Origin of the sequence: Ferrovibrio terrae (assembly GCF_943372915.1) — a bacterium.
Classification (GTDB): Bacteria; Pseudomonadota; Alphaproteobacteria; order Ferrovibrionales; family Ferrovibrionaceae; genus Ferrovibrio; species Ferrovibrio terrae_A.
On record NZ_CALSAN010000009.1, the window covers coordinates 12,716 to 37,324 of the forward strand.

26 protein-coding genes are annotated in these 24,609 nt (G+C 63.2%); 15 read left to right on the forward strand and 11 right to left on the reverse strand.

Annotation, left to right across the window (positions count from 1 at the left end; genetic code table 11):
• Positions 1-95: 95 nt before the first annotated feature.
• Together AAG821_RS08185 and AAG821_RS08190 are read left to right on the forward strand one after the other, a co-directional pair.
• Positions 96-1,961 (forward strand): feruloyl-CoA synthase, encoded by a 1,866-nt coding sequence (locus tag AAG821_RS08185; protein ID WP_341914482.1) that lies wholly within the window; start codon positions 96-98, stop codon positions 1,959-1,961.
• Positions 1,951-3,207 (forward strand): thiolase family protein, encoded by a 1,257-nt coding sequence (locus AAG821_RS08190; protein WP_341914480.1) that lies wholly within the window; start codon positions 1,951-1,953, stop codon positions 3,205-3,207. The genes AAG821_RS08185 and AAG821_RS08190 overlap by 11 nt, the downstream gene beginning before the upstream one ends.
• A gap of 10 nt (positions 3,208-3,217) precedes the next feature.
• On the opposite strand, the gene AAG821_RS08195 is transcribed toward AAG821_RS08190, so the two are convergent.
• On the reverse strand, positions 3,218-3,709 hold the full coding sequence (locus AAG821_RS08195) for a MarR family transcriptional regulator (RefSeq protein WP_341914478.1): 492 nt from the start codon (positions 3,707-3,709) through the stop codon (positions 3,218-3,220).
• Between the two features lie 163 nt (positions 3,710-3,872).
• Here AAG821_RS08195 and AAG821_RS08200 point away from each other — a divergent pair, with 163 nt between their 5' ends.
• Positions 3,873-4,286, forward strand: a complete 414-nt coding sequence (locus AAG821_RS08200) for an acyl-CoA thioesterase (protein WP_341914476.1) — start codon at positions 3,873-3,875, stop codon at positions 4,284-4,286.
• 3 nt (positions 4,287-4,289) lie between these two features.
• Here the strand turns inward: AAG821_RS08200 and AAG821_RS08205 are convergent, their stop codons facing one another.
• A complete protein-coding gene (locus tag AAG821_RS08205; protein ID WP_341914474.1) occupies positions 4,290-5,057 on the reverse strand; it encodes an IclR family transcriptional regulator in 768 nt (255 codons plus the stop codon).
• A gap of 151 nt (positions 5,058-5,208) precedes the next feature.
• Between AAG821_RS08205 and pcaH the strand changes: the two genes are divergently transcribed.
• From pcaH to pcaC, 5 genes are read left to right on the forward strand one after another with little or no spacing between them, the layout of a single operon-like run.
• Positions 5,209-5,916, forward strand: coding sequence for a protocatechuate 3,4-dioxygenase subunit beta (gene pcaH, locus AAG821_RS08210; protein ID WP_341914472.1), 708 nt, complete (start codon positions 5,209-5,211; stop codon positions 5,914-5,916).
• Positions 5,917-5,936: 20 nt separating this feature from the next.
• Positions 5,937-6,509, forward strand: coding sequence for a protocatechuate 3,4-dioxygenase subunit alpha (gene pcaG / locus AAG821_RS08215; protein ID WP_341914470.1), 573 nt, complete (start codon positions 5,937-5,939; stop codon positions 6,507-6,509).
• A gap of 28 nt (positions 6,510-6,537) precedes the next feature.
• The gene (locus AAG821_RS08220) at positions 6,538-7,902 is read left to right on the forward strand and encodes a 3-carboxy-cis,cis-muconate cycloisomerase (RefSeq protein WP_341914468.1); all 1,365 of its coding nucleotides are present in this window, start codon (positions 6,538-6,540) and stop codon (positions 7,900-7,902) included.
• Positions 7,903-7,929: 27 nt separating this feature from the next.
• On the forward strand, positions 7,930-8,712 hold the full coding sequence (gene pcaD, locus AAG821_RS08225; protein ID WP_341914466.1) for a 3-oxoadipate enol-lactonase: 783 nt from the start codon (positions 7,930-7,932) through the stop codon (positions 8,710-8,712).
• Positions 8,713-8,723: 11 nt separating this feature from the next.
• Complete coding sequence (gene pcaC, locus AAG821_RS08230; protein WP_341914464.1) at positions 8,724-9,119, forward strand: 4-carboxymuconolactone decarboxylase; 396 nt, start codon at positions 8,724-8,726, stop codon at positions 9,117-9,119.
• A 76-nt stretch (positions 9,120-9,195) separates the two neighbouring features.
• On the opposite strand, the gene AAG821_RS08235 is transcribed toward pcaC, so the two are convergent.
• The 6 genes from AAG821_RS08235 to AAG821_RS08260 all read right to left on the reverse strand — a co-directional run bounded on the left by AAG821_RS08235 (position 9,196) and on the right by AAG821_RS08260 (position 15,332).
• Entirely contained in the window at positions 9,196-10,563 is a 1,368-nt protein-coding gene (locus AAG821_RS08235) for a DEAD/DEAH box helicase (protein ID WP_341914463.1), read from the reverse strand.
• Between the two features lie 269 nt (positions 10,564-10,832).
• Positions 10,833-11,684, reverse strand: coding sequence for an amidohydrolase family protein (locus tag AAG821_RS08240; protein ID WP_341914462.1), 852 nt, complete (start codon positions 11,682-11,684; stop codon positions 10,833-10,835).
• A 14-nt stretch (positions 11,685-11,698) separates the two neighbouring features.
• Positions 11,699-12,784 carry a mandelate racemase/muconate lactonizing enzyme family protein gene (locus AAG821_RS08245; RefSeq protein ID WP_341914460.1) on the reverse strand — a complete coding sequence of 362 codons (1,086 nt, stop codon included), beginning with the start codon at positions 12,782-12,784 and terminating at the stop codon, positions 11,699-11,701.
• Between the two features lie 4 nt (positions 12,785-12,788).
• Complete coding sequence (locus AAG821_RS08250; RefSeq protein WP_341914458.1) at positions 12,789-13,610, reverse strand: NAD(P)-dependent oxidoreductase; 822 nt, start codon at positions 13,608-13,610, stop codon at positions 12,789-12,791.
• A 23-nt stretch (positions 13,611-13,633) separates the two neighbouring features.
• The gene (gene kdgD, locus AAG821_RS08255) at positions 13,634-14,545 is read right to left on the reverse strand and encodes a 5-dehydro-4-deoxyglucarate dehydratase (RefSeq protein ID WP_341914457.1); all 912 of its coding nucleotides are present in this window, start codon (positions 14,543-14,545) and stop codon (positions 13,634-13,636) included.
• Positions 14,546-14,585: 40 nt separating this feature from the next.
• The gene (locus AAG821_RS08260; protein WP_341914455.1) at positions 14,586-15,332 is read right to left on the reverse strand and encodes a FadR/GntR family transcriptional regulator; all 747 of its coding nucleotides are present in this window, start codon (positions 15,330-15,332) and stop codon (positions 14,586-14,588) included.
• A gap of 295 nt (positions 15,333-15,627) precedes the next feature.
• On the opposite strand from AAG821_RS08260, the gene AAG821_RS08265 reads away from it, so the two are divergent.
• The 6 genes from AAG821_RS08265 (at position 15,628) to ppk2 (ending at position 21,319) form a co-directional block, all read left to right on the forward strand.
• A complete protein-coding gene (locus AAG821_RS08265; protein ID WP_341914453.1) occupies positions 15,628-16,608 on the forward strand; it encodes a TRAP transporter substrate-binding protein in 981 nt (326 codons plus the stop codon).
• A 49-nt stretch (positions 16,609-16,657) separates the two neighbouring features.
• Positions 16,658-17,158 (forward strand): TRAP transporter small permease, encoded by a 501-nt coding sequence (locus AAG821_RS08270; protein WP_341914451.1) that lies wholly within the window; start codon positions 16,658-16,660, stop codon positions 17,156-17,158.
• Positions 17,149-18,441, forward strand: a complete 1,293-nt coding sequence (locus tag AAG821_RS08275; RefSeq protein WP_341914449.1) for a TRAP transporter large permease — start codon at positions 17,149-17,151, stop codon at positions 18,439-18,441. Before AAG821_RS08270 ends, AAG821_RS08275 begins: the two co-directional genes overlap by 10 nt.
• Positions 18,442-18,518: 77 nt before the next feature.
• Positions 18,519-19,595, forward strand: a complete 1,077-nt coding sequence (locus AAG821_RS08280; protein WP_341914447.1) for a PLP-dependent cysteine synthase family protein — start codon at positions 18,519-18,521, stop codon at positions 19,593-19,595.
• A 43-nt stretch (positions 19,596-19,638) separates the two neighbouring features.
• Positions 19,639-20,529 (forward strand): pirin family protein, encoded by an 891-nt coding sequence (locus tag AAG821_RS08285; protein WP_341914445.1) that lies wholly within the window; start codon positions 19,639-19,641, stop codon positions 20,527-20,529.
• 10 nt (positions 20,530-20,539) lie between these two features.
• Positions 20,540-21,319, forward strand: coding sequence for a polyphosphate kinase 2 (gene ppk2 / locus AAG821_RS08290; RefSeq protein ID WP_341914443.1), 780 nt, complete (start codon positions 20,540-20,542; stop codon positions 21,317-21,319).
• On the opposite strand, the gene AAG821_RS08295 is transcribed toward ppk2, so the two are convergent.
• Genes AAG821_RS08295 through AAG821_RS08305 form a run of 3 tightly spaced genes read right to left on the reverse strand, consistent with a single transcriptional unit; the run spans position 21,316 to position 22,828 of the window.
• Positions 21,316-21,525, reverse strand: coding sequence for a ChaB family protein (locus tag AAG821_RS08295; protein WP_341914441.1), 210 nt, complete (start codon positions 21,523-21,525; stop codon positions 21,316-21,318). The two genes, ppk2 and AAG821_RS08295, sit on opposite strands and share 4 nt — an antisense overlap.
• Before the next feature lie 2 nt (positions 21,526-21,527).
• Positions 21,528-22,358, reverse strand: coding sequence for an ATP-dependent Clp protease proteolytic subunit (locus AAG821_RS08300; protein ID WP_341914439.1), 831 nt, complete (start codon positions 22,356-22,358; stop codon positions 21,528-21,530).
• Positions 22,358-22,828 carry a host attachment protein gene (locus AAG821_RS08305; RefSeq protein ID WP_341914437.1) on the reverse strand — a complete coding sequence of 157 codons (471 nt, stop codon included), beginning with the start codon at positions 22,826-22,828 and terminating at the stop codon, positions 22,358-22,360. Before AAG821_RS08305 ends, AAG821_RS08300 begins: the two co-directional genes overlap by 1 nt.
• Before the next feature lie 210 nt (positions 22,829-23,038).
• Between AAG821_RS08305 and AAG821_RS08310 the strand changes: the two genes are divergently transcribed.
• Positions 23,039-24,496, forward strand: a complete 1,458-nt coding sequence (locus tag AAG821_RS08310) for an NAD-dependent succinate-semialdehyde dehydrogenase (RefSeq protein WP_341914435.1) — start codon at positions 23,039-23,041, stop codon at positions 24,494-24,496.
• The last annotated feature ends 113 nt before the right edge of the window (positions 24,497-24,609 follow it).

The window sequence follows — 24,609 nt, forward strand, 5'->3', positions numbered from 1 at the left end:
TCTACCGGCCCGACCGCGCGTACCGCGGCGGCCATACCCCATCAGAGGGGCCCCGGCAGAGGGCGACAAAACAGACTCGGGAGGAGTCACTGCGTATGAGTCATCCGCATCGCCAGGTCAATTACGGCCGCGCCGATACTGAATTCACCCGGTTGCCGGATGGCACCATCCTGATGCGCTCACCAGAGCCGCTGGATGCCTATCCCGACAAGCTGACCGAGCGCCTGTTGCATTGGGCCAAGCTGACCCCTGAGCGCACTTTCATGGCTCAGCGAGCGGGTGATGGAACATGGCGCCGGCTCACCTATGCCGGCCTGCTGCGCAATGTGCGCGCCATCGGCCAGGCCCTGCTGGACCGCAAGCTGTCGGCCGACCGGCCGGTGGCAATCCTGTCCGACAACGATCTGGAGCATGTACAGCTGGCTCTGGCGGCGCAGTATGTCGGCGTGCCATCGGCGGCGATTTCCCCGGCTTATGCGCTGGTCTCGACCGACCATGCCAAACTCAAGCATGTGCTTGGCCTGCTGAAACCTGGCCTGGTCTTCGCCAATGACGGCACGCGCTATGCCGCCGCGCTCAATGCCGCCGTACCGGCCGATGTGGAAATCGTGGTGACGGTCAATCCGATCAGCGGCCGGGCCGTGACCGGGTTCGATGCGCTGCTGACATCGCAGCCGGCTGAAGCGGTCGAGCAGGCCCATGCCGCTGTCACGCCCGATACGGTGGCGAAATTCCTCTTCACCTCCGGTTCCACCGGCATGCCCAAGGGCGTGATCAACACCCAGCGCATGCTGTGCAGCAACCAGCAGATGATCGCGCAGTCGCTGCCGGTCTTTGCCGAGGAGCCGCCGGTCTTCATCGACTGGCTGCCGTGGAACCACACTTTCGGCGGCAACCATAATATCGGTATCACGCTCTATAATGGCGGTTCGCTCTATATCGACGATGGCAAGCCGGTGCCGGCCCTGATCGAGCGCACGGTGCGAAACCTGCGCGAGATCGCGCCGACGGTCTATTTCAATGTCCCCAAGGGCTTTGAGATGCTGGTGCCGTATCTGCGGGACGACCGGGCCCTGCGCGAAAACTTCTTCAGCCGCCTGAAGATGATCTTTTTCTCCGGTGCCGCCCTGCCGCAGCATGTCTGGACCGCGATGGAAGACCTGGCGGTCGAAACCATCGGCATGCGGATTCCGATCATCAGCGGACTGGGCTCCACCGAGACGGCACCCTTTGCGCTCTGTGCCAACTGGCCGGTCGACCGCTCCGGCATCATCGGTCTGCCGGTGCCAGGTCTTGAACTGAAACTGGTGCCGAACGGCCAGAAGCTGGAAGTGCGCGTGCGTGGCCCCAACATCACGCCGGGCTATTGGCGCATGCCCGAGGTCAGCGGCAAGGCCTTTGACGAGGATGGCTATTACAAGATGGGCGATGCCGCCCGCTTCATTGACGCCGACAAGCCCGAGAAGGGCCTGATGTTTGATGGCCGTATCTCCGAAGACTTCAAGCTCACCAGCGGCACCTGGGTCAGTGTCGGGCCGTTGCGCGGCCGCTTTATCGCCCATTTTGCACCTTTCGTGCGCGACGTAGTGATCGCGGGCCATGATCGCGACACGCTCGCCGGCCTGGTGATCCTGGATCTCGATAACTGCCGTGCGCTCTGTCCGGATCTGCCGGCCAACGCCGGTCTTGCCGAGGTTGCCCATGACCCGAATGTCCGCAGGCGTTTCGCCGAGCTGCTGGCGAGTTTCGCGCAGCAGGCCACCGGCAGCGCCAGCCGCATCGAGCGCATTGTCCTGATGGATGAGATGCCCTCGCTGGATGTCGGTGAAGTCACCGACAAGGGATCGATCAACCAGCGTGCCGTGCTCGATCACCGCGCCGCACTGGTTGCTGACCTGTATGCCGCCCAACCGTCTTCCCGCGTCATCACTGCCAAGGAAAGCATTGCCCATGTCGCCTAAACCCGGTCTCGCCCAAGCCTATGACGATATCTGGCTGCTCGATGGCATGCGCACGCCGTTTGCCGACTACATGGGCGCGCTGTCTGACGTGTCGCCGATTGATCTTGGTATCAAGGCGGCCAAGGAAGTGCTGAAGAAGGCCGAGATGCCGGCTGCAGATATCGGCACCGTGGTGGCGGGCAACATGGCGCAGGCTTCCTATGATGCCTATATGCTGCCGCGCCATGTCGGGCTCTATGCCGGCGTGCCGGTCGAAGTGCCTGCGCATCTGGTGCAGCGCGTCTGCGGCACCGGGATTGAGGCGATCATGCAGGCGGCCGGCCAGATTGCCATGGGCCAGACCGAGACGGGCCTGGTGGTGGGCGCGGAGTCGATGAGCCGCAATCCGGTTGCCGCCTATACCCATCGCAACGGTTTCCGTCTCGGCCAGGTCGAGTTCAAGGATTTCCTCTGGGAAGCCCTGATTGATCCGGCACCTGGCATTATGATGGGGGATACGGCAGAGAATCTGGCGCGGGAATACCAGATCACCCGTGAGGAAGTGGACTCTTACGCGGCCGAAAGCTTCGACCGCGCCGTGAAGGCAAAAGCAGACGGCTATTTCAGGGGCGAGATCGCACCGGTCGCCAGCGAGGAATTCGCCCTGCCGGGCTATAACAGCCGTGGCATCAAGATGAACCGCAAGGCCCCGGAGATCAGCGAAGACAGCCACGTGCGGCCCTCGCCCGTAGAAGCATTGTCCAAGATCCGGCCGGCTTTCGGCGGCGTGCAGACCGGTGGCAATTCATCCGCCGTGGTGGATGGTGCCGCCGCCGCCATTGTCGTGTCCGGCAATTACCTCCGCGCCAAGGGCCGCACGGCTTTGGGCCGCGTGGTGGCGGGCGCCAGTGTGGGGGTGCGGCCGGAAATCATGGGCATCGGTCCGGTGCCGGCGATCCAGGCGCTCTGTGCCAAGGTTGGCATCTCAGTGGATCAGATCGACCGCTTCGAGATCAATGAGGCTTTCGGCGCGCAGGTGATGGCCTGCATGCGCGCGCTCAACATCCCGCGCGAGAAGCTGAATGTGAATGGCGGTGCGATTGCCATTGGCCATCCGCTGGGCGCCACTGGCGTGCGCCTGTCGGTGACGGTGGCGCGGGAGTTGAAGCGGTCGGGGTTGCGCTATGGCGTGGCCTCGGCCTGCATCGGCGGCGGGCAGGGGATCGCCCTGCTGATCGAGAATCCCGACGCGGCCAAGAAACACTAGGCCGGAAACGCTAGGCCAGGGCCGTCAGTTTATCCAGAAGGCCGAGCAGCAGCTGCTTGTCGGCGCTGCCCAGCACGGCCTCGACCCGCTTTTCATGCTGGCCCACCAGGTGGCGATAGGCGTCCTTCAGGAAACCTTCGCCCTTGGGCGTCAGATACAATGCGTTCGAGCGGCGGTCCCCGGGTGCCGGGGCGCGGCGGGCCAGCTTGCGCTGCTCCAGTTCATCCAGCAGGGCGACGAAATTGGCGCGGTTGATGCCCAGTGCCTCGCTGACGCGTGACTGCTTCAGGCCCGGATTGGCGGCGATGATCGCCAGCACCGAGAATTGCGCCGGCCGCAACTCGAAACCTTTCATCGCGACCAGGAAATCCTGGAAGACGGCGAGCTGGGCGCGGCGCAGGCGATAGCCCAGCAGGTTGTCGAGCAGGCCGAGATCGACCGGCTGCTTTTCCTCAGGGATTTCGGCTGTGACGGGAGCGGACTTGCGGCGGGGAGCGGCCATGGCTTCCGGTTTAGACAATATCGGCCGGCCTGACAATCGACATGGCGAAATTCCGATAATCGGTTTCCAGTATTGTTGTCTTATATAACAAAAATGGACTGCCGGTCTTGACCGCGCAGGCCCGGCTGCCAGAATGCCTGAAATAGTTGGGAGGCAAACCAATATGAAAACCAGCATCCATCGCGTGCCCGTCGAATGGGGCGATGCCGATCCAGCCCGCATCGTGTTCTATCCGCGCTACTTTGCCTGGTTCGATGCCTCCACGCGGCATCTGTGGGAAAGCGTTGGCATCGATATGCGCACCATCTTCGACCAGCATGGCGTGGTCGGCATCCCGATTGCCGAGGCGAATGCCAAATTCCTCAGCCCGTCGAAATTCGGCGACGTGATCGAGGTGCATTCCTCCATTCCCGAATGGGGTGAGAAGCATTTCCTCGTCGTGCATAAGGTATTCAATGCCGGGGTGCAGGCGGTGGAAGGTTACGAGCGCCGCGTCTGGGCGGCGGAACGGCCAGACAAGCCGGGACGGCTCAAGGCCCTGCCGGTGCCGGATGCGATTCGCAAACTCTTTGAGTAAGGGTCAGGCCAGCGCCATGCGGATGCCTTCGGCGGCATACAGCAGCGGCGAGAGATAGCGTTGCTGCATCTCTTCCGCCGTGATGCGGCTGGCATGGCCGCTGACATTCATCGCTGCCAGCACGCGGCCGGACTGGTTGCGGATCGGCACGGCAATCGAGCGCAGCCCGATCTCCAGCTCCTGGTCCACCATGGCAAAGCCGTCGCGACGCGCCTCGTTGACGCGCTCGCGCAGCGCCGCCGGGTCGGTCACGGTATGCGGGGTGAGGGGCTTGAAGCTGCTCTCGCTGAAAAACTGCTCCAGTTCGCTGGGCCGCAGGTCGGCCAGCAGCACGCGACCCATCGAGGTGCAGAAAGCGGGCAGGCGGGTGCCAATGCCCAGTGCGACCGACATGATGCGCTTGGTCGGCACACGGGCGACATAAACGATGTCGCTGCCTTCCAGCACCGAGATCGAGCAGGATTCATTCACCTGCTCGGTCAGCCGCTCCATGAAGGGCTGCGCGCGTTCCCAGATATGCATCGAAGTCAGGAAGGCAAAGCCGAGTTCCAGCACGCGCGGGGTGAGGCGGAAATACTTGCCGTCGCCGGTGACATAACCGAGTTCGCACAGCGTCAGCAGATAGCGACGCGCGGCGGCACGCGTCATATCGGCGCGGCGGGCCACCTCGCTCAGGGTCATCTCGTCGTTGTCGCGGTCGAAGGCGGTGATGACGCGCAGGCCACGGGCAAGCGAGGTCGAGAAATCCCGGGCGTTGATGGTGGTTGACAAGGCCGCGTGGCCTCCCTGTAATGTTTGATTATATAACTATTGTGCGTTATCCGCACAATAAGTCAAGAAATTGTCGAACTCTTTGACACAGATCAGCGCAAGACCACCGGCGACCGGATATAGTCGCCAGCGGAGTATGACGGAGGAAACCATGTCCCAATTGATCGGCTATAAACGGCCGGCAGCCGGCACCCAGCCGAATTATCTGCACGCGCCTTACCAGTCTTCGATCAAGCGCGCCCCTGGCAAGCCGCTGGTCAAGATGACCCAGACCCTTTCCGAGATCACCGGGCCGGTTTACGGCCATGACCGGGTTGGCCCGCTCGACAACGATCTGACCAAGCAACATGCCGGCGAGCCGCTGGGCGAGCGTATCGTGCTGTCCGGCCGTCTGCTCGACGAGGACGGCAAGCCGGTGCCGCATTCGCTGATCGAGATCTGGCAGGCCAATGCCTGTGGTCGCTATCCGCATCCGGGCGATCAGCATGACGCGCCGCTGGATCCGAATTTCACCGGTTATGGCCGGGCCGTCACCGACTCGGAAGGCCGCTACCGCTTCGTCACCATCAAGCCCGGTGCCTATCCCTGGCGCAACCATCACAACGCCTGGCGTCCGCAGCACATCCATTTCTCGCTGTTCGGGCCCAGCTTCATGACGCGCCTGGTCACCCAGATGTATTTCCCGGGTGACCCGCTGCTGCCGTTTGACCCGATCTTCAACTGTGTCACCGATCAGCGCGCGCGCGACAGCATGGTCTCGAAATTCGATTTCGAAACCACGGTGCCGGAATTCGCGCTGGGCTATCAGTGGGACATCGTGCTGCGTGGCCGCGACGCCACCTACATGGAAAACAAGTAAGACGGCCGGAGATACCTGAAATGACCTTGATGCCCACGGCTTCGGCCACTGTCGGTCCCTACCTGCATATCGGCCTGGTGCCGCTTTCGGTGAACGACATCGCCAAGGACGCCAGCAAAGGCGAGACGATCGTGATCAGCGGCCGGGTGCTGGATGGCGAAGGCCAGCCGGTTCCCGATGCCCTGATCGAATTCTGGCAGGCCAATGCGGCCGGCAAATACGCCCATCCGGAAGACACCCAGGACAAGCCGCTGGATGGCAAGTTCACCGGCTTTGGCCGCGTGCCCACCGACAAGGAAGGCCGCTACAGCTTCACCACGGTGAAGCCGGGCGCCGTACCGGGCCCGGGCAACACGCTGCAGGCGCCGCATATCGTGATCTGCCTGTTCATGCGCGGCATGCTCAAGCACCTCTATACCCGCATCTATTTCTCGGACGAGGCGGCAGCCAATGCCAACGACCCCGTGCTGGGCGTGATCGAGGATGCGGCCCGGCGCCCGACCCTGATTGCCGATCGTGCATCCGGCAAGGCGGAGTATCGCTGGGACATTCGCATGCAGGGTGAAGGCGAAACCGTCTTTTTCGATTGCTGATCCGCGTCCGGGTCAGCAACATGCTGGCATGACCCATCCGGATTCCCCTGCATCCCTGAACCTGTTCGGGCCGCTGTTCCACAGCCCTGCCATGGCCGCGATCTTCACCGACCGCGGCCATCTGCAGGGCATGCTCGATTTCGAGGCCGCGCTGGCGCGCGCCGAGGCGAAAACCGGCGTGATCCCGGCAGCCGCAGCCGGCCCGATCGCCGCGCAATGCGATGCGGCGCTGTATGATCTGGCTGCCATTGCCGATGGCGCCACCCGTGGTGGCAACAGTGCCATTCCGCTGGTCAAGGCGCTGACGGCAAAAGTCGCGGCCAAGGACAAGGATGCGGCCGGCTTCGTGCATTGGGGCGCCACCAGCCAGGATGCCATGGATACCGGCCTGGTGCTGCAGCTGCGCAGCGCGATCGGTCTGATCGAAGCCGATCTCGCCAGACTTTCCGAAGCTTTGGCGGCGCTTGCCCAGAAACATCGTGAAACGCCCATGGTGGGCCGCACCTGGCTGCAGCATGCCCTGCCGGTCACCTTTGGCCTCAAGGCTGCCGGCTGGCTCGATGCCATTGAACGCCATCGCGAGCGCGTGATCGAACTGAAGCCGCGCCTGCTGGTGCTGCAATTCGGTGGTGCTGCCGGCACGCTGGCAGCCCTTGGCGACAAGGGCCTGGTGGTGGCCGAGGCGCTGGCCGCCGAGCTGAACCTCACCATGCCGGCTACGCCTTGGCATGGGGCCCGCGACCGCGTGGTGGAACTCGCCACGGTGCTGGGCCTGCTCACCGGCAGCCTGGGCAAGATGGCGCGCGATGTGGCGCTGCTGATGCAGACCGATGTGGGTGAGGCCTTCGAGCCAGCTGGCGAGGGGCGCGGTGGTTCGTCCACCATGCCACATAAGCGCAATCCGGTGGCCTCTGCCGCCGTGCTGGCCGCCGCCACCCGCGTGCCGCATCTGGTCGGCAGCCTGCTCAGCGGCATGGTACAGGAGCATGAGCGCGGCCTCGGTGGCTGGCATGCCGAATGGACCGTGCTGCCCGAACTGCTGCAGCTCAGCGCCGGCGCACTGGCGCATATGACCGAGACCATGGCCGGACTGGAGGTCGATGCGGCGCGGATGCGCGCCAATCTCGATGTCACCAATGGCCTGATCATGGCGGAAGCCGTGGCCATGGCGCTGGGGGCGCAGTTCGGCAAACAGGCCGCGCATCATCTGGTCGAAGCCGCCTCGAAGCGCGCCGTGGCCGAGAAGCGCCATCTCCGCGATGTGCTGGCCGAAGACCAGGCCGTGCAACCCCACCTCAAAGGCGAAGCGCTGACAAAGCTGTTCGATCCGCTGGGCTATATCGGTGTTGCCACCGCCCTGATAGATCGGGTGCTCGCCAAACGCCGTCGATAACACCAAAAAAACATATCGGAGGAGTCCATGCCGCAAATCGCCACTGATGATGGCGTCGCCCTGCATTACCGTTTCGACGGTCCCGAAGGGGCGCCGGTTCTGGTGATGTCGAATTCGCTGGGCACCGATCTCAGCATGTGGGAGCCGCAGATGCCGGCCCTGGTGCAGGCTTTCCGCGTGCTGCGGTATGACACCCGCGGCCATGGCCAGTCGGGACTGCCGCCGGCGCCCTATCAGGTCGACCGCCTGGGCAAGGATGTGCTGGCCCTGATGGATGCGCTGGCGATCCCCAAGGCGATGTTCTGCGGCCTTTCGATGGGTGGTATGACCGGGATGTGGCTCGGTGTGCATGCGCCGCAGCGCTTCACCAAGCTGGTCTTGTGCAACACGGCTGCCAAGATCGGCACGCCGGAGGTCTGGAACACCCGCATCGCCGCGGTTGAGAAGGGCGGCATGGCCGCCATCGTGCCGGGCGTGATCCAGCGCTGGTTCACCGAAGGTTTCATAAAGGCGCAGCCGGCTGAAGTGGAGCGGATTTCCGCCCAGTTGCTGGCGACCAGGCCGGAAGGCTATTGCGGTGCCTGTGGCGCCGTGCGCGACATGGATCAGCGCAGCAGCATTGCTGCCATCCGCACCCCCACCATGGTGATCGCCGGCACGCATGATCTGGCAACCACTGCGCTGGACGGGCGGTTTGTCGCCGAGACAATTCCCGGTGCCCGCTATGTCGAATTCCCGGCTGCCCATCTTTCCAATGTCGAGCTGGCGGCCGATTTCACCAAGACGCTGATCGGCTTCCTCGCCGGCTAGGAGAGACTGAAATGGATGACAAGGAGCGTTACGACGCCGGCATGAAGGTGCGGCGCAGTGTGCTGGGCGATGCCCATGTCGACCGCTCGCTGACCAAGATCAACGACTTCAATGGCGACTTCCAGAACTTCATCACCCGCTATGCCTGGGGCGAGATCTGGACCGATACCACGCTGGACCGCAAGACGCGCAGCTGCATGGTGCTGTCCACCATGATCGCGCTGAACCGCATTGACGAGTTCAAGCTGCATGTGAAGGCTGCCTTCAACAACGGCCTGACCAAGGCCGATATCCGCGCGGTGATCAAGCAGGCGGCCGTCTATTGCGGCGTGCCGGCCGCCAACAGCGCCACCCACTGGGCCGAGGAAGTCTTCGCCCAGATGGAGAAGGACGGCCATAAGTTCTAAGGCGGCGGAGCGTCGGCCAGTAAAGAAAAACGGCGCCGTGAGGCGCCGTTTCCATTTCAGACGATGCTGCTGGTTTTCAGTGCGTGGTCGCTTTGGCCTGCTGGCCGCTGCGCTGGCCACCGCCATGGGAGCGCTGCCCATGACCCTGGCCCTGGCGCTGCTGCCGCTGACCGTCGGAGCGGCCGCCTTCGGAACGCGGGCCGCCGTGACGCTGACCGTTGCCGCGCGGATTGTTGCGGTTCTGACCATGCGGACGCTGCTGCTGCGGCCGGCTTTCGTGACGCGGTTCGGCGGCGGTGGCTGCGGCCAGCTTCTCGTCGCCGCGACGGTCGGTGGCAGCAATGCGCTGGCGCGTCACCTTCTCGATGTCGCGCAGATAGGCGCGTTCGTCCTGCGAGCAGAGCGAGATCGCCATGCCGTCCTTGCCGGCGCGCGCGGTGCGGCCGATACGGTGCACATAGCTTTCCGGCACGTTCGGCAGTTCGAAATTCACCACATGGCTGACGCCGGTGACATCGATGCCGCGGGCGGCAATATCGGTGGCGACCAGCACGCGGATGCGGCCGGCCTTGAAGTCGGCCAGGGCGCGCTCGCGCTGGCTCTGCGACTTGTTGCCATGGATGGCTGCGGCCGGCACGTTGCCGCCGGCCAGATGGCGGGCGACACGGTCGGCGCCATGTTTGGTGCGGGTGAAGACCAGGGCGCGGGTGATGTCGGGGTTGGCCATGATCTCCAGCAGCAGGGCGCGCTTGCGCTCGGCTTCGATGAAGATCACCTGCTGGTCGATACGCTCGACCGTGGTGGCGGCCGGGGTGACCTCAACGCGCACCGGGTCCTTCAGGAAGCCGGCGGCGAGCTGGGCGATGTTCTGCGGCATGGTGGCCGAGAAAAACAGGCTCTGGCGCTGCTTGGGCAGGGCCTGCGAGATGCGCTTGATCGCATGCACGAAGCCGAGATCCAGCATCTGGTCGGCTTCATCCAGCACCACGGTTTCGACGGCGTCGAGGCGCAGGGTGCCCTGCTGCATATGGTCCATCAGGCGACCGGGCGTGGCGACGAGCACGTCGACGCCGCGGGCCAGGGCCTGCACCTGCGGGTTCATGCCGACGCCACCGAACACGGTGGCGACGCTCAGCTTGGAGTCGTGGCCGTAGGAGCGGAATTTCTCGGCAATCTGCGAGGCCAGTTCGCGCGTCGGGCTCAGGATCAGTGCACGGCAGGTCTTCGGTGCCGGGCGGCGGTTGCCGGCGGCCAGACGATGCAGGATCGGCAGCGCGAAAGCGGCGGTCTTGCCGGTGCCGGTCTGGGCGATGCCGAGCAGATCGCGGCCCTGCAGCACGGGCGGAATGGCCTGGGCCTGGATCGGGGTGGGCTGGGTGTATTTGCCGGCGGTGATGGCGGTGAGCAGGGCCTGGTTGAGGCCAAGATCATTAAAGCTGGTCAAAGGGAAATCCTTGAAACAAAGCATACGACGGCGCGGGGCGTGAATCGCCTGCAGCGCAACGGTCGGACGCGGGGACCGATGAAACGCCCCGCGTGACCTGGGTCGTAATGAAGAGAGACTGAAGGCACCCGGCAGGACGAAAGAGCAGTTGGAGCGCTCCTCGTTCACGCGGCCTGGCGCGAAAGGCTATCGACGCTGATTAGTCCGTGGACGGCAGCCGGTATATGGAGTCTCAAACGCCTGCCGTCAAGCGAAATAACCGGTAATTGTCAGAAACCGTACAATTCTGCTGGATTATCAACGAAGATTTTCTTGCGGTCGGCTTCGTTCGGCGCCCAGTCGAGCATCAGGTCGAGCAGGGCGGCTTCGTCCGGATAGCCGAATTTGGCGGCCTGGGCATGCGGGAAGTTGCTGGCCCAGATCATGCGCTGCGGCGCATGTTTGATCAGGGCCTTGGCCAACACGCCGACATCCTCGTAGTTCGGCTTGCCGCTCAGCGAGGTCTCGTAACAGCCGGCCAGCTTGACCCAGACATTGCCGGTATCGATCAGGCGCAGCAGGCACTGGAAGGACGGATGGTCCACCGGCACCGGCTCGATGAACTTGCCGATATGGTCGATGATGATCTTCACCGGCAGGCGCCTGATCATCGCTTCATGCTCGGGCAGCTCGCGACCGTTGAGCTGCAGCAGCATGCTCCAGCCGAACGGCTTGATGCGGGCGGCCATGTCTTCGGCCACATTCAGCCCCAGCGTGCCGCCGAGCAGGTTCATGATGCGCAGGCCGCGCGCGCCGCCCTTGGTCAGGCGCTCGAGTTCTGCATCGGCGACGCCCGGCTTCACCACCACCACGGCGCGGGCCTTGTCCGGCCCCAGTTCGGCGGTGGTGTCCATCACCAGGCGGTTGTCATCGCCATAGGCATTGGCCTGCACCACGATCACCCGTTCAAGCCCGAGCCAGTCCATCACCTGACGGTATTCTGGAACACCGACGGGCGGCGGGGTCGGCGTGTTGGGCACGGTGGCGTAGCGGTCATCGTAGAAATGGATATGGGTGTCGCAGGCGCCCCTGGGCATCTGCAGCTTCGGCTTCGGGCCGGTGAAAACGCGGGTGTATTCCATGGTGGACTCCAGAATCAGGCGACGCGATAGCGTTGCAATGTCTCGTCATCGGGGGTGAAGCCGATGCCGGGGGCATCGGGGATGGCGATGCGGCCCTGCTGCGGCAGCGGAATATCACGACCGCAATAGGCTTCGGGCTTCACATACATGTATTCAAACAGGCCGATTGGTTCGAGATGGGCGGCCAACTGGAGCGTTGCCCAATAGCCGGGTCCGAAATAGGGCGAGTGCGGCATCACCGTCTTGCCAAGTGCTGCGGCATGTTTGGTCGCTTTGACGAATTCGCTGACGCCGCCGATCTTGATCACGCTGGGCTGCGGGAAGGTCAATGCCGCCGAAAGCCGGGCGAACTCCATCGCCGTGCAGGCATTCTCGCCCGCCGACAGCGCGACACCAAAGCGGCTGAGCGCCTTGTGGGTTTCGTAATCCTCGGGCGGGAAGGTGGGTTCCTCCACCCAGTAGAGGTCGAGCGCCTTCATCTTCGGCAGCATCGCCTCGGCCTCCGTGAGGCTCCAGGCGCAGTTCACGTCGGTGGTCAGCCGGATATCCGGCCCGATGGCGGCGCGGGCGGCCGCAATCGGATCATAGGCGATTTCATGCAGCTTGATGTCGCGATAGCCTTCCGCCACCGCCCGTGCGGTCATGGCGGCTATCGGTGCGGCGCCGCCATAGCGCACCAGACTGGCATAGGCCGTTACGCTTTCGCGCACCCGTCCGCCCAGATGCGCTGCCAGGCTTTTGCCCGCCTGTTTGGCGGCAAGATCCCACAGCGCGATATCGATGCCGGAAATGGCGAAGATGGTGATGCCGTAGCGGCCCCAGATATGCAGATCCTGCTGCAGCTTCAGGGTGAAGGCGGCAACATCGGTGATGTTCTGGCCAATCACCAGCGGCGCCACCGTATCCTGCAGCAACGCGCGCACGGCGCTGGCACAGCCATAGGCAAAGGCCTCGCCCCAGCCGACCAGACCATCCTCGGTCTCAATGCGGATCAGCAGGGTATCGAATTCGGTCCAGCCGCGCCGCTTGGCGCGCGGCCCCTCATAGAGATCGCTGAATGGGATCTTCAGCGTGACCGTATCGACGCTCTTGATCCGCATCGGTTCAGGACAGCTTTTTCAGTTTCTCGAAATCGCCGGCGAATTCCTGGCTGCAGAACGGGCTGCCGCCCTGGAAGTAATCGCCCACCGGGTCTTTCGGCAGCTTCTTCTGCGCTTCCACCGCTTCGGCGGCGAAGTCTTCCGATTTCCCGCTCGGCTTGTAGCCCAGCGAAAGCGCGTGGCTGTTGTCCCACCAGGCGCGTTTGTTGTCAGACATGCCGTAAACGACCTCATACACCAGGCCGGGTTTTTCCAGGCCGATCCGGATCAGCTGCACAAGATCATCGGGCTTCAGCCAGATCGCCAGCCGGCGCTCGTCGATCGGCTTGTCGCCGAAATTGCCGATGCGGATCGAGAGCACGCCGATATTGTGCTTGTGCGCATAGAGCGAACCGAGGCCTTCGCCGAACAGCTTGCTGAGGCCATAGCGCGTATCGGGCTTCGGCACGGCTTCGATGCCGATCTTCTTGCTGCGCGGGTGAAAGCCCATCACATGGTTGGACGAGGCGAAGACAACGCGTTTGACGCCCTGCTTGCGCGCGGCTTCGAACAGGTTGTGGCAGCCGATGATATTGGCGCTGAGGATGGTTTCCCACGGGCCTTCGACCGAAAAGCCGCCCAGATGCACGATGCCGTCGACGTCTTCGCAGGCCTTCTCGATGGCGGCGGCATCGGCCAGGTCGGCCGGGATGAAGGTCTCGTCGCTGCGCAGGTCGGCGGGCGCCTTGAGATCGCTCAGGATCAGTTCGGGATACAGCGGCTTGAGCAGCTGGCGCAGCCGGGTGCCGACGCCACCGCTGGCGCCGGTAAGCAGAACACGCTTCATCGTCATTTCCTCCGTCGTCCCGCTTACTGCGGGCCCATCTTGTCGATCAGAACCTTGAGCATTTTATGCTCTTCTTCGCTGCAGTCGACCAGTGGCGTGCGGACCGGGCCGGCATCATAGCCGACCAGCTTGGCGCCGGCCTTGATGATGCTGACGGCGTAGCCGGGGCGGCGGTTGCGGATTGCCGAATAGGGCATGAAGAAATCGTCGAGAATCCTGGTCCAGGTCGCGGTGTCATCGGCTGCGATCGCGCGATAGAAGTCCATCGCCGTCTTCGGGATGAAGTTGAACACGGCCGAGGAATAGACCGGCACGCCCATCGCCTTGTAGGGCGCGGCAAAGAATTCGGCAGTCGGCAGACCGCCCAGATAGGAAAAACGGTCGCCCATCTTGCGGCGCACGGCGACCATCAGTTCCAGATCGCCGATGCCGTCCTTGAAGCCGATCAGGTTCGGGCACTGCTCGGCCAGTCTGGCGAGATGGTCCGGGCCGAGGCGGCAGACGCCACGGTTATAGACGATGACGCCGATCTTCACGCTCTTGCAGATCGCGGCGACATGGCGGCTGACGCCTTCGGCATCGGTCTCGATCAGGTAATGCGGCATTACCAGCAGGCCGGCGGCGCCTAGGCGCTCGGCCTCTTGGGCATAGGCGATGGCCTGGCGGGTGCCATAGCCGGTGCCGGCAATGATCGGCACCTTGCCCTTGCAGGTATCAACGGCGGTCTTGATCACGGCGCTGTATTCATCGGGCGCCAGCGAGAAGAATTCGCCGGTACCGCCGGCCGCGAACAGCGCGCTGGCTCCATAGGGCGCCAGCCATTCCAGGCGGCGGCGATAGCCCTTCGGCTCAAAATTGCCGGCCGCATCGAAATCGGTCACCGGAAAAGACAGCAGACCGGTCGAAATCGCGGCCTTGAGGGCATTGGGTTCCATCAGTTCACCTCTGTACCAAAGAAATAGCGTGGAGAAGGGGTCAGGCGCCTCTGGGCAGCGCGGGCGATGACTCGCGCGACTGCTCCATGGCCTTGCGCAGCCGCTCGCGGCTGTTGCTCAGATGCAGCCGCATGGCTGAGCGGGCGGCATCGGCATCCTGCCGGGCGATGGCCTGGTAGATGTCTTCATGTTCGCCGTTGACGCGGTTGAGATAGGCGCTGCGGTCATCGGCGAAGAAACGGAAGGTCTGCACCCGCGCACGTGGGATCATCAATGCGCCGAGATAGCCGAACAGATGGGTGAAATGCTGGTTGCCGGTCGCTTCGGCAATGGTGTGGTGGAAATCCAGGTCCGGCGCCACGGCATCTTCCGAGGCTTCGATCGCGAGCGCCATGCGGTCGAGCGCACCGCGCATCGCCTCCAGATGCTCCGGCTTGCGGCGTTGGGCGGCCAGCGCGGCAGCTTCGGCCTCCAGGCCGATGCGCAGCTCCAGCACGTTGATCACTTCGCGGATCAGGTCGAGATTGGTTTCGTCGATCCGGAAGGGCTGGTTCGCGGCAGCCGCCAGCACGAAAGCACCGACACCTTGCTGGGTCGCCACCAGCCCGGCGGCACGCAGCGACGAGATCGCTTCGCGCACCACGGTGCGGCTGACGCCGAATTCCTCGATCAGCTCCTGTTCGCTGGGCAGCTTGTCGCCGGGCTTGAGCGCGCCCTTGGCAACCCGCTCGGTCAGCGTCTTGGTCAGCTGCGAGGTCAGGGTCTCGCGTCGGCGGAGTGCCGTCACAGGAAGTCCTCCATTGGTCGGATTCGAGAATTATCATCCTTCAGCTTGTATGACAACTGATGGGTTATGGCTTTTTAGCCTGATGGCAGATACTCCAGGGTACGGACCGATTCGCTGCGGTGCAGCAGGTTAAATCCATATAATCAGCTGTTAAATCTGCAGGCTTGGTAAAATTTTACCAGCCCTCTGGATCGGCGTTGACTTCAATTCGCAGAAGTGTTGTATGATAACACGACGACTAACCTATGTCGTGAACGGGCCGGCACCAAGCCGTCCTGCAAGGGAGGAGACCAAAATGAAGACTCGTATTGTCGCTCGCGCTCTGCTCGGGCTGGCGGTGGCGGCCGGTTTTGCCGGCGTGGCCTCGGCCAAGGAATTCCGCTCATCGGACGTGCATCCGATGGACTATCCGACCGTCCAGGCCGTGGCCTATATGGGCAAGTTGATCGGTGAGCGCACCAACGGCAAGCACAGCGTCAAGGTGTTTGGTCAGAGTGCCCTCGGCTCGGAGAAAGACACGATCGAGCAGACCAAGCTCGGTGCGCTGGACATGGTTCGTGTCAACATCTCGCCGTTCAACAACATCGTGCCGGAAACCATCGTTCCCGCGCTGCCCTTCGTCTTCAAGTCGAAGGATCATATGCGCCGCGTGCTCGACGGCCCGGTCGGTGAAGACATTCTCAAGGCGCTGGAGCCCCAGGGTTTCGTCGGCCTCGCCTTCTATGACAGCGGCTCGCGCAGCTTCTACACCACCAAGAAGGCGATCAAGACCGTCGACGACATGAAGGGCATGAAGATCCGTGTCCAGCAGTCGGATATGTGGGTCGCCATGATGCAGGCGCTGGGTGCCAATGCCACGCCGCTGCCCTATGCCGAAGTCTATACCGCGCTCAAGACCGGTGTGGTGGATGGCGCGGAAAACAACTGGCCGTCCTATGACAGCTCGCGCCATTACGAAGTGGCCAAGATGTACAGCCAGACCGAACATTCGATGGCGCCGGAACTGCTGGTCTTCTCCAAGCGGGTCTGGGACGGCCTGGCCAAGGACGAGCAGGACATCATCCGCAAGGCGGCCAAGGAGTCGGTGCCCTACATGCGCAAGCTGTGGGACGATCAGGAAGCCAAGTCGCGCAAGACGGTCGAAGGCGGCGGCTCGCAGATCATCAGTGATATCGACAAGAAGTCGTTCCAGGACGCGATGAAGCCGGTCTATGCCAAGTTTGCCGGTGACGCCAAGCTGCAGGCTCTGGTCAAGCGTATCCAGGACACCAACTGACCGTCGCCTGAAACACTGCAGCACTGAGATTGCAAAGCCGGGAGTATCCATGCTGAGTTGGTTAAGCCCCATCAACGCCTGGATATCCCGGCTTTGTATGTATGTCGCCGTGACGGGTCTTCTGGGCATCGTCGCGGTCGTCACCTACCAGGTCTTCGGCCGCTATGTGCTGAACGACACGCCCACCTGGGCCGAGAGCCTGGCGCTGGTCTTCGTTCTCTACGTCACCATGTTCGGCGCCGCTGTCGGTGTGCGCGATGCCGGCCATATCGGCCTGGAATCGGTGCTGGTGATGGTGCTGCCCGAGCGGCACCGGATCTGGGTGGAAATCCTGATCCATCTGCTGGTCGGCACGTTCGGCATGGTCATGGGCTGGAATGCCTGGGTGCTGGCCGAGTCGGTGATGCCCTACAAGATTCCCACGCTCGGCCTTTCCGAGGGGCTCAACCACCTGCCGCTGGTGATTGCCGGCGTGCTGATCACCCTGTTCTCGCTTGAGCATATTCTGGCCCTGGTGCAGGGCGAAGAGGTTCGCCCGTCATGGCACTGACAATTCTGGCCGTCAGCTTTTTCGGCTTCCTGGTTCTTGGTGTACCCGTAGCCTTCGCCATCGGCCTCTCGGCCATTGCCACCATCGTCTATGAAGGCCTGCCGCTCGCCGTGGTGTTCCAGCGCATGGCCGCTGGCATGAACATCTTTTCCTTCCTGGCGATCCCGTTCTTCATCTTCGCCGGTGAACTGATGCTCTACGGCGGCGTTGCCGACCGCATCGTGCAGTTCGCCAAGAATCTGGTCGGCCATATCCGTGGCGGCCTGGGCATGTCGAATGTCGTGGCCTGCACGCTGTTCGGCGGCGTTTCCGGTTCGCCGGTCGCCGATGTCTCGGCGATGGGCGCGGTGATGATCCCGATGATGAAGAAAGAGGGATATGACGCCGATTACGCCGTCAATGTGACGACGCATGCCTCGCTGGTCGGCGCTCTGATGCCAACCAGCCACAACATGATCATTTATTCGCTCGCCGCCGGCGGCAAGGTTTCGATTGCTGCCCTGATCGTGGCCGGCATGATCCCGGCTGCGCTGCTCACGCTCTGCATGCTGGTCGCGGCCTATCTGGTGGCGATCCGGCGTGGCTATCCGGCCGGCACCTTCCCCGGCTGGCATGTGGTGCTGCGCTCGGGTGCGGCCGCGCTACCCGGCCTGTTCGTGGTGGTGATCATCATCACCGGCATCCTGACGGGCGTGTTCACCGCCACCGAGTCTGCCGCCATCGCCGTGGTCTATGCCATTCTGCTGGCCACACTGCTCTACAAGTCACTGACCTGGGAACATCTGATCAAGGCGGCGGCCAAGGCGGTGAAAACCACCGGCATCGTGCTGCTGCTGATCGGCGTGTCGAACACCTTCGGCTATCTGATCAGTCTCTACAGCGTCGCCGACCTGACCGGCCAGGCGCTCTCGGCCATCACCACCAATCCCTGGATGGTGTTCCTGCTGGTCAACGTGATCCTGTTCGTGCTCGGCACTTTTCTCGACATGGCAGCCACCATCTTGATCTGCACGCCGATCTTCCTGCCGATCTGCATGCAATACGGCATGGGGCCGGTGCAGTTCGGTATGCTGATGCTGATCAACTGCGCGCTGGGCCTGAACACGCCGCCGGTCGGCACCACGCAGTTCGTCGGCTGCGCCATCGGCGAGGTCTCCATCGGCCATGTGATGAAGACGATCTGGCCTTTCTACGGCGCCCTGATCGCGGCGCTGTTCCTGGTCACTTATGTGCCGCAGTTCTCGCTGTTCCTGCCCAACCTGATCCTCGGCCCGACCCACTAATTACACATAATTTCGTAAAAGGCTTGGCTCCGGGGTTCCTTCGGGCTATGGCTTAGGCCAGCCAGAAGGAACCCCGAATGTCTGCCGTTAAGTCCCGCGACTGGGTCAACGAAGCCCTGCGCCGCATCGATGCCGATTTCAACCGTTCGGCCGATACGCATCTATTTCGCCTGGAGCTGCCGGCGTTTCCCGGCCTGACGCTCTATTTCAAGGATGAGTCGAGCCATCCGACCGGCAGTCTGAAACACCGGCTGGCACGCTCGCTGTTCCTTTACGGCCTGTGCAATGGCTGGATCGGACCGCAGACCACCATTGTCGAAGCCTCCTCCGGTTCGACCGCGGTTTCCGAAGCCTATTTCGCCCGGTTGCTGGGCCTGCCCTTCGTCGCGGTGATGCCGAAGACCACCTCGGCGGAGAAGATCGCGCAGATCGCATTCTATGGCGGCCGCTGCCATCTGGTTGAGCAGGCCAGCCATGTCTATGCCGAGGCCGAGCGGCTGGCACGGGATTGCGGCGGCCATTACATGGACCAGTTCACCTATTCCGAGCGCGCCACCGACTGGCGCGGCAACAACAACATCGCCGAATCGATCTTCGAGCAGATGGCGCGCGAGGAAAACCCGGAGCCGGCCTGGATCGTGGTCGGTGCCGGCACCGGCGGCACCTCGGCCACCATCGGCCGTTATCTGCGCTACCACCGGCTGGATACCCGGCTGTGCGTGGTCGATGTCGAGAATTCGGTGTTTCACGATTTCTGGCATGGCCGCGATCCCGGGCTGGTCTGCCCGAAATCCTCGCGCATCGAGGGCATCGGCCGGCCGCGTGTCGAAGCCTCCTTCATGCCCGATGTGGTAGACCGCATGATCCGCGTGCCCGATGCCGCCTCGCTGGCCGCCATGCGGCTGCTGTCGGGCCTGCTCGGCCGCCGCGTCGGCGGCTCTACCGGCACCAATCTTGTTGGCGCCCTGACGCTGCTCTGCGAATTGAAGGCCCAGGGCGAACGGGGCAGCGTGGTGACGTTGCTCTGCGACAGCGGCGACCGCTATGCTGGCAGCTATTATGACGATGCCTGGCTCGCGGCACAGGGCATCGATATTGCCCCCGATCTGGCACGCCTGACCGGGATCGTGAACGATGGCTGCTGGCAGGGCTGAGCGGATCGCGTTAGTCTCGGGTGGTTTCTGAAAGGCTCCACCGATGTCCGAAGCTGCCCTGCCTGACTCCGTCGATCTGCTGATCGTGCCGCGCCTGCGCGACCTGGGGGATGGCTTCACCGTCCGTCGCGTGCTGCCCTATGCCAAGCGGCGCCATGTCGGCCCTTTCGTGTTTTTCGATCATATGGGACCGGTGCAATTCGCGCCCGGCCAGGGCCTGGATGTGCGGCCGCATCCGCATATCGGCCTGGCCACCGTTACCTACCTGTTCGAAGGCGAGATCATGCATCGCGACAGCCTTGGCGTGATCCAGCCGATCCGGCCCGGTGATGTGAACTGGATGGTGGCGGGTCGCGGCATCGCCCATTCCGAACGCACGCGCGATGAAATCCGGCAATCCGGCGCAGCGCTGCATGGCATCCAGTCCTGGTTCGCCCTGCCGAAAGCCCATGAGGAAACCGAGCCGACCTTCCATCACCACCCGGCCAGCAGCCTGCCAGAAATCGAGAAACCCGGCGCCCGCCTGCGCCTGATTGCCGGCAGTGCCTTCGGCGCCACGTCACCGGCCCAGGTCTTTGCACCGATGGTGTATATCGACGCCCAGCTCAGCCCTGGCGCGACGCTGCCGCTGCCCGATGATGAAGAGCGCGCCGTCTATGTTGCCATCGGCGAAGTCAGCCTTGACGGTACGGTTTATGAAAGCGGCACCATGCTGGTGCTCAAGTCCGGTGCGCAGCCCAAGATCGCCGCCCGCGGCGCGGCGCGGCTGATGGTCCTGGGCGGTGCGCCGCTCGATGGCGAACGGAATCTGTGGTGGAATTTCGTGTCGTCGTCCAAGGAGCGTATCGAACAGGCCAAGGCCGACTGGCGCGCAGGCAACTGGCCCAAGGTGCTGGGTGAGACGGAATTCATTCCGTTGCCTGAAGGAATGTAATGGAGGGCATGTGAAACGCGCGTCGCCCCGCAGTGAAGAGACCTATCGCACGCAGCTGCGCGCACTGCAGATTGAATTGGTGCGGCTGCAGCGGCACCTGATCACCAGCGGTGGCAAGCTGCTGATCCTGCTGGAAGGCCGCGACGGCGCCGGCAAAGACGGCGCCATCAAGGCGATCACAGAGCATATGAGCCCGCGTGAATCCCGTGTCGTCGCTCTCGGGAAACCATCGGATCGCGAGCAGACCCAGTGGTACTTTCAACGCTATGTGCCGCATCTGCCGGCCGCGGGTGAATTCGTCCTGTTCAACAGAAGCTGGTATAACCGCGCCGGTGTCGAGCATGTCATGGGCTTCTGCAGCAAGACGGCCTATGAGGAATTCCTCACCACGGTACCGGTTTTCGAAGACCTGCTGATCCGCGATGGTATCCACCTGTTCAAATACTATCTGGATATCGACAAGGCCGAGCAGAAGCAGCGCCTCGCCGACCGGCGTAAGGATCCGCTGAAACAGTGGAAGATCAGCCCGATCGACGAGGCGGCGCTGAAGCACTGGAAGGATTACAGCGCGGCGCGAGACGTCATGCTGTCGCGCACCAGCACGCCAGCCTCGCCCTGGACCGTGGTGCAGGCCAACGACAAGCGGGTGGCCCGGCTCAATCTGATCCGCGACCTGCTCAGCCGGGTCGACTATAAAAACAAGGGCAAGGCCAAGCTGCTGGCTCCAGACCGCAAGATCGTGTTTCCCTTCGAGGCCGCGGCGCTTGGCGATGGCCGGCTGGCGGCCTAGCGCCGCTCTACCCAGCGTTCGCCCTGCTTCTCATAGCGGCGCTTCACGGCGGCCCAGGCAATGCGATGGGCGATCGCTTCCCGCTCCGCGTCGTCGCTATGATCCCGCCAGGCATGGTTGAAGGCGGCGCGGAAGATATCCTGCGCGTGGGCAGGCAGTCTTTCGCGCAGATTCGCCGGCAGATCGGCATTGCTGGCATAAGGCATGCTCAGCGTCCCGGGTGGTCCGCCCGGCGTGGCACCGGCGGAACATACTCCACGCTGGGTGTCGTGCGCACCGGCTGCGGATAGAGCTGCATCAGTTCTGTTACTTCGTCCGGCAATTCGGTATTGACTGGCAGACCCAGTCTGAGGGCTTCATCCACCGTGATCGGATAGTCATGCGTCCACTGGCCCTTGCTCAACTGATCAGCCAGGTCTGCCGCTTTCTCGGGTGGCATGTGCCGGACCAGTAACTGCAGGGCTGCCTCGCGCAGCTGGCGTGTCGCCTTCTCGCCGATATCGGCCAGGATCACGGTCTGATCGTCGATTTCTGCGATTGGTTTGTCGCGTAGCACCCGCAATATCGACGCGGCCGGGAAACCGCCAACCTGCGGGTCGATCGGTCCCAGCATGGCATCCGGAGCCATAACGATTCTATCGGCGGCGAGCGCGATCAGGGTGCCGCCAGACATCGCCAGATGCGGCACGAAAGCGGTGACCGGGCCGGCATGACGACGCAGGGCGGCGGCGATCTGCAGCGTGGCGATGGCCAGCCCGCCCGGCGTGTGCAGGATGATATCGATCGGCGTGTCGGGATGGGTGTCGCGGATCACGCGGATCACATCCTCAGCGTCATCGATGTCGATATAGCGCACCAGAGGGAAACCGAGCAGACGCATGGTTTCCTGTCGGTGCACCAGAGTGATCACCTGGCTGCCGCGCAATCTTTGCAGCTGCATGATCTTGCGAGCGCGCAGCAGGATCAGGAACCGCTGCCGCAGCATCGGCTGCAGTGCCATGCCGATAAAGAAAATCCAGATTAGGTCACCGAGTGCCATCAGCCTGCCGGAGCCAGCGCGGTTTTGACGTGGTCCAGGATATCGGCCTGGTTCGCCTTCACCAGATCCTTGTTGATCTCCACGGCGATAATGTCGCGAACAGCGGCAGCGAAATCCTGACGCAAAGCGCCGAGCAGGCGCGGCGGCGCGATCACCACCAGTTGCACGAAGCGTTTCTCGCCACAGGCATGATTGAGGCGTTCGGCAATGGCTTCGGCGAAGCGGTCCTTGGCCAACTGGTGTGGATCATGGCGCGGCTCTACAGCGGCGCGACGGTTGTCGCTGCTGGCAAAGGCGCGGCCGGGACGATCGCTTTTCAGGTCGCGCGAGAAGCCGTGGGTATCCTCGGCTGTCATGGTGAAGTCCGGCACCGCGGCGAGCGGGCCGGCCAGGCTGCGCAGTTCGAAAACCCGGGCCTGGCTGGCATCGGCGACCAGTATCCAGGTGGGAGATGGCAGAGGGATCGCCATGGCTGTTCTCCTTGGTTCGACGCGTCACAATGGCACAAAGACCGCTAGCGGCTCTTGATATGCGTCAACACGGCCTTGGCTGATTGCGCAGCGGCAATACCCCTTCTGCGTGGGGCCCTTATATGAGCATGGCGGAGAAAGCCGGCGCGGGTATTGCCGGATCGCGCGCTGCGTATCAAAGTAACGCCCGGCTTTTGAGGAGGACGCCCGATGACCCATATCAAGCATGCCGATCTGCTGCGCCGTCAGGCCTATATCGACGGGACCTGGGTGGGGGCAGACAGTGGCAAAAGCTTCAAGGTCACCAACCCCGCCGATGGCAGCCTGATCGCCGAAGTGCCGGATATGGGCAAGGCAGAGACGCGACGCGCCATTGAAGCCGCGCAGGCGGCCTGGCCGGCCTGGGCTGCGCTCACCGCCAAGCAGCGCGGCGCGATCTTGCGCAAGTGGTACGACCTGATCCTGCAGAACCAGGACGACCTCGGCGCGCTGATGACCCTGGAGCAGGGCAAGCCGCTGGCCGAGGCCAAGGGCGAGGTGGTCTATGGCGCCAGTTTCGTCGAATGGTTCGCCGAGGAAGGCCGTCGCATCTATGGCGATACCATCCCCGGCCATGCGGCCGACAAGCGCATCGTGGTGATCAAGCAGCCGATCGGTGTGGTGGCGGCAATCACGCCGTGGAATTTCCCGATTGCCATGATCACCCGCAAGGTGGCGCCGGCCCTGGCCGCCGGTTGCCCGGTGGTGGTCAAGCCGGCCGAAGACACGCCACTCTGCGCGCTGGCGCTGGCCTGGCTGGCCGAGCAGGCCGGTATTCCGAAGGGCGTGTTCAATGTGATCACATCCTCTCATGGCGCTGAGGTTGGCTTGGAACTCACCACCAACCCGATCGTGCGCAAGGTGTCCTTCACTGGCTCCACCGAAGTCGGCAAGATCCTCGCCCGCCAGAGTTCGGATACACTGAAGAAGCTGTCGCTCGAACTGGGTGGCAATGCGCCCTTCATCGTCTTCGACGATGCAGATATCGATGCTGCCGTTACCGGCGCGATCATCTCGAAATACCGCAACACCGGGCAGACCTGCGTCTGCACCAATCGCTTCTTCGTGCAGGAAAAGGTCTATGATGCCTTTGCTGCCAAGTTGACGGAGGCCGTGAAGAAGCTGAAGACCGGCACAGGCTTCACCGATGGGGTCAACCAGGGGCCGCTCATCAACCAGGATGCGCTGGACAAGGTCGAGCGCCTGGTTGCCGATGCCAAGGCCAAGGGCGCCAAGGTTCTGGTCGGCGGTGATCGCCATGAATTGGGCGGTACTTTCTACCAGCCCAGCGTGATCGGTGATGCCACCACCAAGATGGATTCTGCGCAGGAGGAAATCTTCGGTCCGGTGGCGCTGCTGTATCGGTTCAAGGATGAGGCCGAGGCGATCCGGCTCGCCAATGACACACCCTACGGTCTGGCGGCCTATTTCTACAGCCGCGATATCGGCCGGGTCTGGCGCGTGGCCGAGAAGCTGGAATACGGCATGGTCGGCATCAATGAGGGCCTGATCTCCACGGCCGAAGCGCCATTTGGTGGCGTGAAGGAATCCGGCCATGGCCGCGAGGGCTCGAAATACGGCATCGACAGCTTCATCGAGCTGAAATACCTCTGCTTCGGCGGTGTTTGATCTGAAGACGGCACGGCGCAACATCGCGCCATGCCATGAAGGTATTGGTCGCGGTATGCGGCGATCATTATAGTCGGGGCTGCCGACGGCGCAAAAGATGCCGCGGCAGCCCC

What these genes read in the sequence shown, in the direction of transcription:
- AAG821_RS08185 (WP_341914482.1), top strand. Translation starts at nt 96, where the DNA reads ATGAGTCATCCGCATCGCCAGGTCAATTACGGCCGCGCCGATACTGAA.
- AAG821_RS08190 (WP_341914480.1), top strand. Translation starts at nt 1,951, where the DNA reads ATGTCGCCTAAACCCGGTCTCGCCCAAGCCTATGACGATATCTGGCTG.
- AAG821_RS08195 (WP_341914478.1), bottom strand. Translation starts at nt 3,709, where the DNA reads ATGGCCGCTCCCCGCCGCAAGTCCGCTCCCGTCACAGCCGAAATCCCT.
- AAG821_RS08200 (WP_341914476.1), top strand. Translation starts at nt 3,873, where the DNA reads ATGAAAACCAGCATCCATCGCGTGCCCGTCGAATGGGGCGATGCCGAT.
- pcaH (WP_341914472.1), top strand. Translation starts at nt 5,209, where the DNA reads ATGTCCCAATTGATCGGCTATAAACGGCCGGCAGCCGGCACCCAGCCG.
- pcaG (WP_341914470.1), top strand. Translation starts at nt 5,937, where the DNA reads ATGACCTTGATGCCCACGGCTTCGGCCACTGTCGGTCCCTACCTGCAT.
- AAG821_RS08220 (WP_341914468.1), top strand. Translation starts at nt 6,538, where the DNA reads ATGACCCATCCGGATTCCCCTGCATCCCTGAACCTGTTCGGGCCGCTG.
- pcaD (WP_341914466.1), top strand. Translation starts at nt 7,930, where the DNA reads ATGCCGCAAATCGCCACTGATGATGGCGTCGCCCTGCATTACCGTTTC.
- pcaC (WP_341914464.1), top strand. Translation starts at nt 8,724, where the DNA reads ATGGATGACAAGGAGCGTTACGACGCCGGCATGAAGGTGCGGCGCAGT.
- AAG821_RS08240 (WP_341914462.1), bottom strand. Translation starts at nt 11,684, where the DNA reads ATGGAATACACCCGCGTTTTCACCGGCCCGAAGCCGAAGCTGCAGATG.
- AAG821_RS08245 (WP_341914460.1), bottom strand. Translation starts at nt 12,784, where the DNA reads ATGCGGATCAAGAGCGTCGATACGGTCACGCTGAAGATCCCATTCAGC.
- AAG821_RS08250 (WP_341914458.1), bottom strand. Translation starts at nt 13,610, where the DNA reads ATGAAGCGTGTTCTGCTTACCGGCGCCAGCGGTGGCGTCGGCACCCGG.
- kdgD (WP_341914457.1), bottom strand. Translation starts at nt 14,545, where the DNA reads ATGGAACCCAATGCCCTCAAGGCCGCGATTTCGACCGGTCTGCTGTCT.
- AAG821_RS08265 (WP_341914453.1), top strand. Translation starts at nt 15,628, where the DNA reads ATGAAGACTCGTATTGTCGCTCGCGCTCTGCTCGGGCTGGCGGTGGCG.
- AAG821_RS08270 (WP_341914451.1), top strand. Translation starts at nt 16,658, where the DNA reads ATGCTGAGTTGGTTAAGCCCCATCAACGCCTGGATATCCCGGCTTTGT.
- AAG821_RS08275 (WP_341914449.1), top strand. Translation starts at nt 17,149, where the DNA reads ATGGCACTGACAATTCTGGCCGTCAGCTTTTTCGGCTTCCTGGTTCTT.
- AAG821_RS08280 (WP_341914447.1), top strand. Translation starts at nt 18,519, where the DNA reads ATGTCTGCCGTTAAGTCCCGCGACTGGGTCAACGAAGCCCTGCGCCGC.
- AAG821_RS08285 (WP_341914445.1), top strand. Translation starts at nt 19,639, where the DNA reads ATGTCCGAAGCTGCCCTGCCTGACTCCGTCGATCTGCTGATCGTGCCG.
- AAG821_RS08295 (WP_341914441.1), bottom strand. Translation starts at nt 21,525, where the DNA reads ATGCCTTATGCCAGCAATGCCGATCTGCCGGCGAATCTGCGCGAAAGA.
- AAG821_RS08300 (WP_341914439.1), bottom strand. Translation starts at nt 22,358, where the DNA reads ATGGCACTCGGTGACCTAATCTGGATTTTCTTTATCGGCATGGCACTG.
- AAG821_RS08305 (WP_341914437.1), bottom strand. Translation starts at nt 22,828, where the DNA reads ATGGCGATCCCTCTGCCATCTCCCACCTGGATACTGGTCGCCGATGCC.
- AAG821_RS08310 (WP_341914435.1), top strand. Translation starts at nt 23,039, where the DNA reads ATGACCCATATCAAGCATGCCGATCTGCTGCGCCGTCAGGCCTATATC.